Origin of the sequence: Pseudomonas sp. Z1-14 (assembly GCF_051132005.1) — a bacterium.
Classification (GTDB): Bacteria; Pseudomonadota; Gammaproteobacteria; order Pseudomonadales; family Pseudomonadaceae; genus Aquipseudomonas.
The window spans coordinates 5,621,422-5,634,704 of sequence record NZ_CP071646.1; the positions used below are offsets into that span (position 1 = coordinate 5,621,422).

Annotated in this window: 11 protein-coding genes; 4 read left to right on the plus strand and 7 right to left on the minus strand. The window is 62.9% G+C overall.

Going from position 1 to position 13,283, the window contains the following annotated elements:
- The first annotated feature begins 12 nt into the window (after positions 1-12).
- The 3 genes from J3P89_RS25840 to J3P89_RS25850 are packed head-to-tail and all read left to right on the plus strand — an operon-like array spanning position 13 to position 2,996.
- The gene (locus J3P89_RS25840) at positions 13-1,188 is read left to right on the plus strand and encodes an NAD(P)/FAD-dependent oxidoreductase (protein WP_434696061.1); all 1,176 of its coding nucleotides are present in this window, start codon (positions 13-15) and stop codon (positions 1,186-1,188) included.
- Complete coding sequence (locus J3P89_RS25845) at positions 1,185-1,997, plus strand: aldo/keto reductase (RefSeq protein WP_434696062.1); 813 nt, start codon at positions 1,185-1,187, stop codon at positions 1,995-1,997. The genes J3P89_RS25840 and J3P89_RS25845 overlap by 4 nt, the downstream gene beginning before the upstream one ends.
- Before the next feature lie 33 nt (positions 1,998-2,030).
- Positions 2,031-2,996 carry a metal ABC transporter ATPase gene (locus tag J3P89_RS25850; RefSeq protein WP_305497250.1) on the plus strand — a complete coding sequence of 322 codons (966 nt, stop codon included), beginning with the start codon at positions 2,031-2,033 and terminating at the stop codon, positions 2,994-2,996.
- 156 nt (positions 2,997-3,152) lie between these two features.
- On the opposite strand, the gene hldE is transcribed toward J3P89_RS25850, so the two are convergent.
- The 6 genes from hldE to J3P89_RS25880 all read right to left on the minus strand — a co-directional run bounded on the left by hldE (position 3,153) and on the right by J3P89_RS25880 (position 11,202).
- The gene (hldE, locus tag J3P89_RS25855) at positions 3,153-4,574 is read right to left on the minus strand and encodes a bifunctional D-glycero-beta-D-manno-heptose-7-phosphate kinase/D-glycero-beta-D-manno-heptose 1-phosphate adenylyltransferase HldE (protein ID WP_434570040.1); all 1,422 of its coding nucleotides are present in this window, start codon (positions 4,572-4,574) and stop codon (positions 3,153-3,155) included.
- Between the two features lie 115 nt (positions 4,575-4,689).
- On the minus strand, positions 4,690-6,123 hold the full coding sequence (locus tag J3P89_RS25860) for a PIG-L deacetylase family protein (protein ID WP_434696063.1): 1,434 nt from the start codon (positions 6,121-6,123) through the stop codon (positions 4,690-4,692).
- 37 nt (positions 6,124-6,160) lie between these two features.
- A complete protein-coding gene (locus tag J3P89_RS25865; RefSeq protein WP_434631519.1) occupies positions 6,161-7,057 on the minus strand; it encodes a GNAT family N-acetyltransferase in 897 nt (298 codons plus the stop codon).
- Entirely contained in the window at positions 7,057-8,847 is a 1,791-nt protein-coding gene (gene msbA / locus J3P89_RS25870) for a lipid A export permease/ATP-binding protein MsbA (RefSeq protein ID WP_434696064.1), read from the minus strand. The genes J3P89_RS25865 and msbA overlap by 1 nt, the downstream gene beginning before the upstream one ends.
- A gap of 73 nt (positions 8,848-8,920) precedes the next feature.
- Positions 8,921-10,096, minus strand: a complete 1,176-nt coding sequence (locus tag J3P89_RS25875) for an O-antigen ligase family protein (protein ID WP_434696065.1) — start codon at positions 10,094-10,096, stop codon at positions 8,921-8,923.
- Complete coding sequence (locus J3P89_RS25880) at positions 10,096-11,202, minus strand: capsular polysaccharide export protein, LipB/KpsS family (RefSeq protein ID WP_434696066.1); 1,107 nt, start codon at positions 11,200-11,202, stop codon at positions 10,096-10,098. The genes J3P89_RS25875 and J3P89_RS25880 overlap by 1 nt, the downstream gene beginning before the upstream one ends.
- 153 nt (positions 11,203-11,355) lie before the next feature.
- Between J3P89_RS25880 and J3P89_RS25885 the strand changes: the two genes are divergently transcribed.
- Positions 11,356-11,988: a toluene tolerance protein gene (locus J3P89_RS25885; RefSeq protein ID WP_434696067.1), complete on the plus strand. Its 633-nt coding sequence runs from the start codon at positions 11,356-11,358 to the stop codon at positions 11,986-11,988.
- Between the two features lie 16 nt (positions 11,989-12,004).
- Here the strand turns inward: J3P89_RS25885 and J3P89_RS25890 are convergent, their stop codons facing one another.
- Positions 12,005-13,264 carry a capsule biosynthesis protein gene (locus J3P89_RS25890; protein ID WP_434696068.1) on the minus strand — a complete coding sequence of 420 codons (1,260 nt, stop codon included), beginning with the start codon at positions 13,262-13,264 and terminating at the stop codon, positions 12,005-12,007.
- Positions 13,265-13,283: the final 19 nt, after the last annotated feature.

Consider the following 13,283-nt stretch of genomic DNA (forward strand, 5'->3'; position numbering starts at 1 on the left):
TGAGGTCGCTGCATGCCATCCGTTATTTCCACCGACATCCTGATTGTCGGCGCCGGAGTCGCCGGCCTCTGGCTGAACGCGCGCTTGCGCCGCCAGGGGTTTTCAACCGTGCTGGTGGAAAGCGCCAGCCTCGGTGGCGGGCAGAGTGTCAAATCCCAGGGCATCATCCATGGGGGCGCCAAATACGCGCTGCACGGAGCCCTGACCGGCGCCTCGGAAGCCATCGCCGACATGCCGCGCCGCTGGCGCGAAGCCCTGAAGGGCGACGGTGAGTTGGATCTGTCCGGCGTACGCATGTTGTCCGACGCTCATTACCTCTGGTCTCCCGGCACCCTGGCCGGCAACCTGACCAGTTTCTTCGCCAGCAAGGCCGTGCGCGGTCGCGTCGACCAGGTCAAGGGCGAGCAACTGCCGCCGGCCCTGCAGGACAAGCGCTTCAAGGGCAAGGTCTACCGCCTGGCCGAGCTGGTGGTGGACGTTCCCAGCCTGATTGCACGCCTGGCGGACCTGGCCGGCGACAGCCTGCTGGCCGGGCAGCGCATCGACCCATTGCACGAACAGGGCGAGCTGGTCGGGCTGAAGGTCGACGACCGCGAGATCCGCGCCCAACGCATTGTCCTCAGTGCCGGCGGTGGCACCGCCGATTTGCTCAAGGCCCTGGGCCTGGATCAGCCGGCCATGCAGACCCGGCCGCTGCACATGGTGCTGGTCAAGGGGCCGAGCCTCAAGCCGCTGTATGCGCACTGCCTGGGCGGCGGACCGAAACCACGCGTCACCGTGACCACCCACCCGGCAGCCGACGGCCAGTGGGTCTGGTACCTGGGTGGCGACCTCGCCGAGGGCGATGCCGTCGCCCGCGAACCCGCCGCGCAGATTGCCGTCGCCCAGAAAGAACTCAGCCAGTTGCTGCCGTGGATCGACCTCAGTACGGCGCAATGGGCCACCCTGCGGGTTGCGCGCGCCGAGCCGCTGCAATCGGGCCTGACCCGTCCGGACAATGCCTTTGTCGCCGAGCAGGGACGCCTGCTGGTGGGTTGGCCGACCAAGCTGGCGCTGGCCCCGGACTTTTCCGACCGGGTCATCACCGCGCTGCAACGCGACGGCATCCAGCCCAGCCACCCCGCCCCGCTGCCGGCCCTGCCGAAACCGCCCATGGGCGTCCCCGCCTGGGAGCAATTGTTGCCATGAGCCTACCGACCCTGCACGACCTGCATCGCCCGCTGGGCCATAACGGCCCACTGGTTTCTCCCCTGGGCCTGGGCACGGTCAAGCTTGGCCGCGACCAGGGCGTCAAGTACCCCAACGGTTTTCGCATCCCGGATGACAGCGAAGCGCGCATGCTGCTCAAGCTGGCCCGCGAGCTGGGCATCAACCTGATCGACACCGCACCGGCTTATGGGCACAGCGAAGAACGCCTCGGCCCACTACTGCGCGGCCAGCGTCACGACTGGGTGATCGTCAGCAAGGTCGGTGAGGAGTTCAACGATGGCCAGTCGCGCCACGACTTCAGCGCCGCCCATACGCGGTTTTCGGTGGAGCGCAGTCTCAAACGCCTGGAAACCGAGTATATCGACCTGGTACTGGTGCACTCGGACGGCAACGACCTGGCGATCCTCAACGACAGCGAGGTCTACCCGACCCTGGCGGCCCTCAAGCGCGAGGGCAAGATCGCTGGCTTCGGTTTCTCCGGCAAGACCGTCGACGGCGGCTTGAAAGCTCTGGAGCAAGGTGATTGTGCGATGGTCACCTACAATCTGAACGAACGAAGCGAAAAGGCGGTCATTGACTACGCAAGCGAGCACGGCAAGGCGATCCTGGTAAAAAAAGCCCTGGCCAGCGGTCACGTCTGCCTGAGCCCCGGCGAAGACCCGGTTCGCACCAGCTTCGAACTGTTGTTTGAGCATCCCGGGGTTGCCAGTGCTATTGTCGGCACCATCAATCCGCTGCACCTCGCCCATAACGTCGCGACCGTAGCCAAGGTCCTGCGTAAAAACTGACGCCGCCTACGCGGTCTTAAGCAAGGAGCCGACATGCCGCGTACGCTCATCAGAAAAAACCCGAGCAACTTCAAGACCCTGCCCCTCGCTGTCGAAGCAACGCCCGAAGGCCTGACATACCAGAGCGTGGGCATGCCGCTGAATTTCGCCCAGACTTTGCAGCGGCGCCGCCCCGTGACAGTCGACGATGCCGAGCGTTTTTCCGTGGAACTGGCGAACCTGGGCGTCTCGGTGCGCCTGACGCTGCATTGGCAGAACCGCGATTATTGGGTGCTCGTGCGTCAACGCCGACAGGATCGCGGCGATGTAGTGCTCAAGCTGATTTCCGGCTACGTCCCGGCCCATGAACTGAACCTGCCGCTGCTCACCGCGATCAACGAAATAGCCGAAGAATGCCTGCTGGAAACCCCTGAAGGCTGGCTTGGCGGACGTTTCAACGACACGTGGTTGCCGGCGCCCTATTCAAGCGCCCTGCATTACCGTGAGGCCCTGCCGTTTCGACTGGCCCCGCTATCGGGCTCGGCTCGCCCGGTGCGCTGCGCCAACCTGCAACTGATCGAACGCCCAAGGGCCTACGTCCATTTGCCCACGGCATCGCTGCAGTTGATCTACGATTTGCGCCTGGATGTACCCAAGGAAGCCAAGTCCCTGAGCCTGTTCCATGTCGATGAACGGCTGGAGGGCGACCAACTGGTCGCGCGCCTGGACCGCAAGCGGCCCGATCTCTACCTGATGCCGCTGCAGGACGGACAACCCTTGCCCGAGCTGTATACGTTGAAGAAGGATCAGCTATACCCGGCCAGCACCCGAGGGTTGTATCTGGCGGAGAGCTTCGCCCGACAGGACGGCTGGCTGGTGCGCGAGGAGCGGATTCGCTGGAAGGACTGGCTGCGACAGCAAGGGCTGACGCCGCCAGGAAAAGAATCCGGGCTGACCCGATTGAAGGGCAAGGCCCGGCAGTTGCTCAAGAAGATCGTGCCACGCAAGGTGGTGCGTTAGTCACAGCGATCTGGAAATGCTCTTGTGGCGAGGGAGCTTGCTCCCGCTGGGTTGCGCAGCGACCCCCATTTTTCATGGGCGCTGCGCACCCAAGCGGGAGCAAGCTCCCTCGCCACAAAAGCTCCCCAGCCACGGAGCTAGCTCGACGGCAATGGCTCAGTTATTGCGGATCTTCTCCACAATTGCCGTCGTCGAGCTGTTCTCCACCAGCCCCAGCACCTTCACGGTGCCGCCATAAGCCGCGACGATATCGGCGCCGACGACCTGGTCGATGCCATAGTCGCCACCCTTGACCAGCACGTCCGGCTTGACCTGACGCAGCAGGTTTTCCGGCGTGCCTTCGCTGAAGCTGATCACCCAATCCACCGCGCCAAGGCCGGCCAGCACCGCCATGCGCCGGTCAACGCTGTTGATCGGCCGGCCCGGCCCTTTGAGACGGCTCACGGAGGCATCGTCGTTGACCGCGACGATCAGGCGATCGCCTTGGGCCCTGGCCTGTTCGAGGTACGTCACATGCCCAGCATGGAGGATGTCAAAGCAACCGTTGGTGAACACGATTGTTTCGTTGTGCGCGCGGGCGTCGTCGACGGCCAGCAGCAACTGCTCCAGCCCGAGCACGCCACGCTCGGAACCCTCTTCACGCTGGATGGCGCGACGCAGCTCCGGAGCGCTGATGGCCGCCGTGCCCAGTTTGCCAACCACGATACCCGCCGCCAGGTTCGCCAGGGCCACCGCATGGGGCAGTTCCTCGCCAGCGGCGATGGCCGCCGCCAGTGTGGAAATCACCGTATCGCCGGCACCCGTCACGTCGAATACCTCACGGGCACGGGCCGGCAGGTGCAGCGCCGGATGATCGGGACGCAACAAGGTCATGCCATGTTCGCCCCGGGTGACCAGCAGCGCACCGAGCTCCAGGTCGTGCATCAGCTGTGCGCCTTTGCTCACCAGCTCGTGCTCGTCGGCGCAGCCACCGACGATGGTCTCGAATTCGCTGAGGTTCGGGGTGATCAGGCTCGCGCCACGGTAGATGGAAAAATCCTTGCCCTTGGGGTCGGCCAACACCGGAATACCCCGGGCACGAGCCGCCTGGATCAGCGTCTGGTGATTTTTCAAGGCGCCCTTGCCGTAGTCCGACAACACCAGCACCTTGATACCTTCGAGCAGTTGATCGACCTCGGCGCCAAGGGCCAGGGGATCGGTGGCGAACGGTTCTTCGAAATCGATCCGCAACAGTTGCTGATGGCGGCTGATGACCCGCAACTTGACGATCGTCGGCTGGTGCGCAATGCGCTGGAATATCGCCCGCACGCCCGCGCCCTTGAGGCTGTTGGCCAGGCTGTCGGCGGCTTCGTCGTCGCCGGTCACGCCGACCAGGGACGCCGGTGCGCCGAGCGCGGCAATGTTCAGGGCGACGTTGGCGGCGCCACCGGGCCGATCCTCGATATGCTCGACCCTGACCACCGGCACCGGTGCCTCTGGGGAAATCCGTGATGTACCGCCATGCCAATAGCGGTCGAGCATGACATCGCCGACCACCAATACAGGGGCTTGATCGAATCGCGGCATGGACAACTTCATGGAGCATCCCACATACAAAATGAACAGGGGCGCGATATTAGCACAGGGTTGGGGAAGGCTCGTCCATGGCGGTTATCGGATGAGCTGCACGGGCTGGCCGAGGCACCTCGACGGCTCAAGGTCGACGGGCCTGGTCGTCCTCCGGCGGCGTCCCATTCAGCCGCCGGACCCAGAAAAGCTCGTGGCGCCGAACCGCCTTGCGGAAAAATTCGTCTTCTCCGGTGCTGGGCCAGCGGCGCCCGGCCAGCAGTCGCTGGATGATACGGCGCAGCCGTCGCTTGAACGGAGGTCGGCCCTGCAAGTCATGCTGCATGCCCAGGGCCATGGCCTTGTCCATGCGGGTGGAGGCGTCCAGCGACGGGCTCCACAACCCATCGGCCGGCAACGGTTCGATGGCCGGCGGCAGCGCAATGCCATGGCCTGCCGGGCCCATCGGCCAGCGGTCGTTGTCATGCAGGTGATTGGCATAGAGCAGCAATGTCTGTGGCCGCCAGGTGCCGAGTTCGATCGCCTCCATCAGCGCCCGGGTACTGGCGACATGATCGCTGTGGGGGTCCAGCTCGGGGTGCGGCGTCAGCACCACCTCGGGCCGGTGATGTTCGAGCAGCCGCGCAAGGTCGGCCACCAGGTTGCGCCACGTCGGCAGGCCATCCGCGTCACCCGGCAGGTTCAAGGCATTGAACCGCCGGGCTTCGCGGATATCGCTCTCGCCCGACTCCCGCGAGCCAAAGCCCTGGTCCGGCGTCTTGGCCATGGCCGCCAATTGCAGGCAGTAGTAACCCAGCTGCACGCACTGCTGTTGCGCCACGCCCCCCCACAATGGCACGGCCAGGCTGTCCCAACTGCGCAGGCGACCCTTGAGACGAGCGGCCTCGGCGGGATCCAGGCCCATGTCGCGATAACGCTCGGCCTCGATCTCACCCTGGGTCAGCGTAACGATCGCAACCTCGCTGGCACGGCTGTACAGCCCGAACGCCGCGAGTTCGGCGTCATCGGCATGGGGCGCGACGATCAGCAGGCGCTGCCGGGCGAAATCCGGGTTGCTCAGTACATGCAACGTTGCCCCGGGAGCCAGGCTGCAAAAACGTCCGCGCAAGGCCAGGGTTCCGGCCGACAGCGCCGCCTCTTGCCCGGACAGATTGAGGAAGCGCTCGCCACAGACGCCCCGTTCAAGATCCTGGCGATCCTCACCGATCCACACCTGTGGGTCGAGGAAGCGCCCCAGCCAATGACTTTTCACCCGCACCTGCAGGATCAATGTCTGCCGGGCATCGAACTGACCCGTGACCTGCAGCCGTCCGCCGCTCAGCGTGACGGGAAATTGCGGGGTATCTGGCGGAAAGTCATAGCGATAATCATCGCTCGGAGCATAGAACAAATGGTCGGAGAACCACGCTTCATGAGCCACCCAGCCCAACAGGAGAAACACCGGCAACGACCACCACGACACCGTGAAGCCGAGCACCAGCGCCGCCAGCAGCGCGCCGGCCAGAACCAGGCGCTTGCGTTGACGGTGGCGTTTGAGCAGTTGCTGCTTGCGTGCGCTCACGGTGCTGTTCCCTCGTTCATCAGCTGCGTGTCCTGGCTCAAACCTGGTAGACCGGAACCCGGTTGCACCAGCGATCCTTGTATTCGCGATCGGCGCGGCCGAACGAGTAGCGCAACGGTTTGCCCGCCGCCCGGGCGTGCTCCCATTGTGCCTGGGTGTTGACGAAGCTGAGTACGCTGCCCGGGCTGAAATCGCGGCTCTGCGGGTCAACCCCCCCATTGATATATTCCAGGCTGAACCAGCCGGGCGCCTCGACCCGATACAGAATCTGGATCGCCACCGGTTCGTCATTCAAATAGATCAGCGAGCCGGTCATGAATTCGCGCATCAGGCTGAACACCTCGGCCAGATGGGTCTTGCCGGGGGCTTCGAAATTCCAGCGACGCTGGAACAGGTCGGCATACACCGCAGCCTGCTCGCCGGGGCTCAGGTCGAGCATTGGCCGGATACTGCCACCGGCGTCTTCCAGCAGACGCTGCTCGCGGCGCTGGTTGTAGCGAAACTTCTTGCTGTAGTCCTCGGGCTCACGCGCCAGCGCCAGGCCTTCGGGTTGTTCGGCGAGACCGATGATGTGCGGTGCATTCAGTTCGGACACATACCGCATGCGGTGCCGCAGGCGAACCTGGGCGCCTTGGCTGACGGGCAGGATGACCTCGGCATTGCCGAGGTCGAGCATGCCACGCTTGCCTTCACGCTTGAGCACATCCTTGGACAGCGCCACATGCCGGCCCCAGGTAGGCATGGCGGCGCACAGCTGGCCGTCAACGAGCCAGCCCAGGTAGCGCACCGGAATGCCCACCAGCCCGGCCAGGCGCTCGACCACATCAGGGTGTGTCGCCACGCTGCCACCGAATTGATGCCAGGCCTGGGCGTAAGCCACGGCGTCTATGGGGGTCCAACCGTTTTCGCGCCAGGCCCGCCAGTAACTCAGGATCAAACGAAGGTCTCCTTCGCCACCTCATCGGCAGCCTCGACGAAATCCTTCTCGTGCAAGCGCGCGTAGAAGCCATTCAGCGCCAGCAACTCGGCGTGAGTACCGCGCTCGACGATACGACCCTTGTCCATCAGCAGGATGAGATCGGCTTTCTCGATCGTCGATAACCGGTGGGCGATGACCAACGTGGTGCGCCCTTTCATCACCTGGTCGAGGGCTGCCTGGATGTGCCGCTCGGACTCGGTGTCCAGCGCCGAGGTGGCTTCATCGAGGATCAGCAGCGGAGCGTTCTTGAGCAACGCCCGGGCAATCGCCAGGCGCTGGCGCTGGCCGCCGGACAGCAGCACGCCGTTCTCGCCCACCAGGGTGTCGTAACCCTGGGGCATCTGCTCGATGAACTCGGCCGCGTAGGCATCTTCGGCAGCCCTGCGGACGTCTTCAAACGGTGCGCCGGCAAGATCGCCATAGGCGATGTTGTTGGTGACGCTGTCGTTGAACAGCGTGACCTGCTGGTTCACCAGGGCGATGTGCCGACGCAGGTTGGTCAACCGGTACTGCTCGACATCCACGCCGTCGAGCAATATCTGGCCCTTGTCGTGGTGATAGAACCGTGGGATGAGGTTGGCAAGGGTCGACTTGCCACTGCCCGAGCGCCCTACCAAGGCAATCATCTGGCCCTCTTCCGCGGTAAAGGAGATATCGTCGAGCACGAGCCTTTCCGTACCCGGGTATTGGAAGCTCAGGTTACGCACTTCCAGGCGACCGTTGACCCGGACCATTTCCTGGGTGCCGGTATCGATTTCGGGCTCTTCGTCGAGCTGCTCGAAAATGCTTTCCGCCGCGGCCAGTCCTTTCTGGATCGTGGCGCTGACTTCCGACAACTGGCGGATAGGCTTGGGTAGCAGACCGGCGGCGGTGATGTAGGCGACCAGTTCCCCTGCCGAGGCGTCGCCACGCAGGTAAAGCACCAGGTACATCAACACGGCCATGCCGATATAGATCACCAGTTGCAGCATCGGCGTGTAGATCGACTGGGTCCGCGTCATGCCCAGGCTGCGGTTCATGTTGTCGGCGCTGGCCTTGTGAAACCGCTCGATTTCGTAGTGTTCGCCGCCGAAGCTGCGTACCACGCGGTAGCCCTGGATGGTTTCCGACGCCACGTGGGTCACATCGCCCATCGCCACCTGGATCTTCTTGCTCTGCTTACGGAATTTCTTGCTGGCGCTACTCACCAGCACGGCAATGACCGGCAGGATCGCCAGCAATACCAGGGTCATTTTCCAGTTGCTGTAAAGCAGGTAGCCGAACAGGAACACCACGGTCAGGCCTTCCCGGATGACAACCTTGATGGCATCGGTGGCGGCGCCGGTGACCATGGTCACGTTGTAGGTGATACGGGAAATCAGGTGGCCGGAGTTATGGTTATCGAAATAACGGTTGGGCAAGGTCAGCAGGTTGTCGAACAGCGCGCAACGCAAGTCATGGACGACGCCCCGGGCGACCTTGGCCAGGTAGTAGTTGCCCAGGAACGAACCGATCCCCTGGTAAACCGCGATCAGCACGATCAACAGCGGCACCCCGAGCACCAGCGAGACCCCCATGAAGCGGGTGTCATTGGGCTTTTGCAGCGCGTCGAGAAAATGCTTGAGCATGTCCGCCAGCATCGGCTGGCTGGATGCAAACAACACGAAGCCAACGATACTGACGGCGAAAGCGCCCCAATACGGGAGAACGTATTTCAGCAATCGCAAGTAAATCTTCATGCTCGATTGCTGGTCGGAATTGGCCATTCGGTGCGCCTCGCACGTTTGAAAAGACAGACAAGCTGCGGATTGTAACAGCGAACCAATTACATCGGTTCAGTCAGGAGGAAGTCCCTGCAGCGCGACCTCGGGCAGCCAGCACGATGCTCAACGCAATGGGCAGCCAGGTGATCAGCCAGTCCGCATTGGGTTTGAGCCACAAGCCGATGCCATCGGTCATCAAGGAAACCGATGAGAAGACCCAGAGGGCCAACAACACCTGGCCCAGCGGCTGCGCCCGGCACGTCCAGCCTCTCCAGCCTGCGGCCAGCCACAGCCCGCCGAACAGCAGCAAGCCAGGCACGCCAAGGCGCACACCGGTATCCAGGAACAGATTGTGCGGATGCTTGAAAGCCTGGCCGATCTCAGGGACCGGAATCAGGTATTGGTGAAACCCCACGCCCATTGCCCAGTGATCGAGCATCAATTGAAGGCCGCCCTGCCAAAGCTGGGGACGAAAAGACACGCCGCGCTGCAGAAGGATTTCCGGGTCGAATGCAGCAACCAGGGCCACCCCCAGCACGACCAGGACGACCAGCGCGCCGCCCAGGCGTGAAGGCCGCGCCACCGCCATCACCAGCAGGCAGGCGCCCAGCCCGATCCACACCCCACGGGTCTGGCTGGAACCGAGAAATAACAAGTAGCCCAGCGCCGCAATCATCAGCAACGCCAGCACAGGGAGCCTGAGAGGCCTGGATTGCCAGGAGAAGACGCCCATGATCGCCAGGCTCCCCACCGCATGGGCAGCCATGATCGGCGTGCTCCACAGGCCGATGGCAATCAACCGGTCGCTCAAAGGCCGGGCACTGATCCCATAGAAATACACCCAGGACGCGGCTGCGAATAAACCGCCGAGAATCGACGCACCCAACAACATGGACTCCAGCCGCCACTGGCGATGCTGCGCAGCCAGCAGCACGCCTGCCAGGGACAGCGTCACGTAGAGAACCACCTTGCTCTTGCCCAAGGCGTTATCGCCGCCCTCGACCATCAGCACCGCCAGCGTCCAGGCCGCGAACGCGGCGAAGAGTACGCATTCGGGCTGTTTGAGCATCAAGCGCACATCCCGATGCAGCAGCCCCAACAAGGCGGGCAACCACAACAGGAAAATCAACGATTGATGGTAAAGCTTGTTGCTGGGCAGCACCCACGCCCCACACAACAGCACGAGGAAGCCGATGGATGCCCATATTGCCAGGCTGTTTTTATCGATCAGTCGTCTCAGGTAGATGGTCATTAGTTTTTATCCAGCAGCCTATCGGCGACCCGTTGCAACTGAGCCTGGTCGGCATTCTTCCAGCCACCCTTGATGCAATAGCACTCGGAAAGGTAATGGAAGAAGTTGCGCCGCAAGCGCTCGTCAAGCGGCCATTGCGGGAATGCACGAGCCAATGACACGACCTGATCGGCATCGTCGGCGTGCATCACCAGCCCCTCGATATTAAAAAACGCCTGGCCCAGGGTCAGCACCGGCTTGCCCAACAACAAGCTTTCCAGGCCCACGGTCGAATTGATCGTGATCACGAACTGACTGGCCTCGATCAACTGCTGCGTGGCATTGCCGTTGGCGAAGAGCAGGCGCTCATGGGTCCGCTCGTGCAGCTCGGGGTACGTCTCGCGGCTGGACGGGTGCTCCTTGAACACCACCGTCAGGCCCGTTTCCTCGGCGAGTCGCTCGCCCAAGGCAAACATCTCGCGCATGTTCCTGATCCAGGGCGAAAATAGCCGGACCTGGCTGTCACGATCGTCCTGGAACGGAATGAACACAAATTGCGCCGGCAGCTCGATCGGCGCCGGGCCGGCGCTGCGTGGCGCACGGGGAATCAGCACCGGTGCAGCCTGGTTTTCCGGCACCGGATACGGGTAGTCGAGGTAGAAACCGGCATCTCGCGGAACCGCGTTCAGGTAGTTCACCCCGCGCGGGTCCACGGTGGTGGTGTCGGGCAACAGGCCGTTCTCGAAAAAGAACGTCTTGCAGCCGCTCGGTGCCAGCGCCGTGAGCAACCGGCAGTAACGATGGGAGCCGTTCCAGAACGCCAACGCATCGGGGCGTTCCCGATCAAGCAAGGCCTGGGCGCGCAGGGCCATCCAGAGAAGTTCGAGGCGCAGCAACAGGCGATACAGCGCGCCATTGTTCTTGTTCTTGACCCGACGTTCCGCGCACTTTTCCTCGATCAGACTCGGCCAATCGATGCACGAAACAACCTTGGAGATCCGTCGGAACCCGGGCCAAGGCATTTGTTGAGGAGAAACGACTTTACCCTGCAGCTCGGTTTCGTTGAGCAAGCGGTTGAAATAAAGGCCTTGGTGCTTGGCCAGGGAAATGAACAGCGTTTTTGTCATGGAATGTCCAGAAAGACGGCGCCAGGCAGGCCCGCAAACAGGGCGAACACCCTGGGAAAATTGACGCGACTATACCACAGCGGTTTTTGCCGCCTGCACACTGCGCTAACATACCCGGCTGCCCCTCCCAGCGGGCCAAGCCTTGGAGCCTTGATGCAAACGCTCGACCCTACTGTTTACCTCAGCCTGCGCGAAGGTGCCGATGTCCTTGAGGCCGATCGCCAAGGGGATAAGGTGCTGCGCCTGGCCGATGGCTCGATGCTCAAGCTGTTTCGCCGCAAACGCCTGCTGACCTCCGCGCTCTGGTCACCGTATGCCCAGCGCTTTGCCGACAACTGCCAGACCTTGCAGGCGCGCGGCATCGAATGCCCGCGCATTCGCCAGGTCTACCGCATTCCCGCCATCGAGCGTGATGCCGTGCATTACGACCCGCTGCCCGGCAGCACCCTTCGTCAACTGCTCGGCGCGGACACCTCTATCGACCTTCGGTCACGACTGGGTGAGTTCATCGCTCGCCTGCATCAGAACGGTATCTATTTTCGCTCCGCGCACCTGGGCAACGTGGTGCTGACGCCTGAAAACACCTTGGGACTGATCGATGTCGCCGACCTGAAGGCCTATCACAAGCCGCTGCGCAAAGGGCTGCGCCTGCGCAATTTCAAACACATGTTGCGCTATCGACAGGACCGCGAATGGCTGCTCCAGGACAACCAGTTCCTGGAGCATTATCTCAGTCATCAGAAGGTGTGCAACGAGCGGGAACTGAGGCTCGCGCTCGGCATTTGAGCGGCAGGCTGCGACGTCAGCCGACGGCAGGCAGCCTGAAGGTTTCGAAATTTTCTGCCGGGTCTCTGCCGCGCAGCAAGTCATCGACCAGCTCGACGGTTTTTGCCAACCCTCTGGAGCCGTGCACCAGATGGTAGTCGGCGAAGCCCCGAGCCTTGGCCACGCATTGCGGATAGTCCTGCTCAAGCGCGTGCAACTGCTGGGAAAACGCCTGTTCATCGCGCACTTGCGGCCCGAAGAACAACGCGTGGGAAAAGATATCCACATCGCGGCCGGCATTCACATGAATTACCGGACGCCCCGCCAGACCTGCCTCGATGCCGGCGTTGGACATGATATTGATGACCGCGCTGGCCTGGGCGAGCGCCTGTGCCAGCGAGCACTCCACATCCAGCAACTCGATGTTGGCGAACCGCGTCGCCGCGTCGCGCCAGAACTGCGCCTTGCTGCGCGGATGGCGCTTGAACAGCACGCGATAATCCGGGTTGCGTCCGGCCCAATCGCGCAGCAACTGGTAAGTGTCCTGGTAACCGGCTTCTTTCTCCCGATCAGGCCCTACCCCCAGCACCAGCAGCGTTTTGATAGTTGGATCAGCGACGGGCAGGTCATAGGTTTCGTCGGCGAGGTAGGAACCGACCAGCACCACCGTCGACTCACCGAACCGCAGCGTCCGCTCTTGCAGTGCTTCCAGCGAACTGCGACCGAAGACGCCGTAATAATCGTAGTCATTCATTCCCAACCGACGGGACGACTCCAGTGTCGTGGCATGCGCCAGGTGCAGCAGGCGGGCCCCACGCGCAGCCAGCGCCAGGCGCAGGAACGGCGCGTGCAGACTGCCATTGCGTTCGTTGATCAGTACTTTGGGCTGATAGGTCATCACCAGCCATTGGGCGTGGGCGGCATAGACCAGGTAACGTAGCGGCACGGACTGTGGCGGCGGTGCCAGCATGCGCTGGGCACAGGCGGCGGCAGGAGCTCGCAGCGCAGCTTCCGTCAGTTGATGACCGCGCTTGCGCAGGGCATCGATCAGGATGTTCTTGCGCTGCAGCGCCATGGACTTGGGCGCTGAATGTAGCAGCAGCACTTCGCAAGGTACCGCGTCGGTCGAATGCTTCAAGCACGCCTTGGCGCGCAAACCAATCGCTACATCCACCACCACGTCACGAACCAGGCGCAACAGGCTGCCCAGGCGACCGTGGCGCTCGCGCAGCAGTTTCCAGCGGTAGCGGTCCAGTTCACGAGCCTTTCGAGCCCAGCTTCCGTCGGCCTGGAACATGCTGTCGTCAGACCTTGCG

Coding starts and splice junctions, on each gene's coding strand:
- J3P89_RS25840 (WP_434696061.1), top strand. CDS start 13: ATGCCATCCGTTATTTCCACCGACATCCTGATTGTCGGCGCCGGAGTC.
- J3P89_RS25845 (WP_434696062.1), top strand. CDS start 1,185: ATGAGCCTACCGACCCTGCACGACCTGCATCGCCCGCTGGGCCATAAC.
- J3P89_RS25850 (WP_305497250.1), top strand. CDS start 2,031: ATGCCGCGTACGCTCATCAGAAAAAACCCGAGCAACTTCAAGACCCTG.
- hldE (WP_434570040.1), bottom strand. CDS start 4,574: ATGAAGTTGTCCATGCCGCGATTCGATCAAGCCCCTGTATTGGTGGTC.
- msbA (WP_434696064.1), bottom strand. CDS start 8,847: ATGGCCAATTCCGACCAGCAATCGAGCATGAAGATTTACTTGCGATTG.
- J3P89_RS25875 (WP_434696065.1), bottom strand. CDS start 10,096: ATGACCATCTACCTGAGACGACTGATCGATAAAAACAGCCTGGCAATA.
- J3P89_RS25880 (WP_434696066.1), bottom strand. CDS start 11,202: ATGACAAAAACGCTGTTCATTTCCCTGGCCAAGCACCAAGGCCTTTAT.
- J3P89_RS25885 (WP_434696067.1), top strand. CDS start 11,356: ATGCAAACGCTCGACCCTACTGTTTACCTCAGCCTGCGCGAAGGTGCC.
- J3P89_RS25890 (WP_434696068.1), bottom strand. CDS start 13,264: ATGTTCCAGGCCGACGGAAGCTGGGCTCGAAAGGCTCGTGAACTGGAC.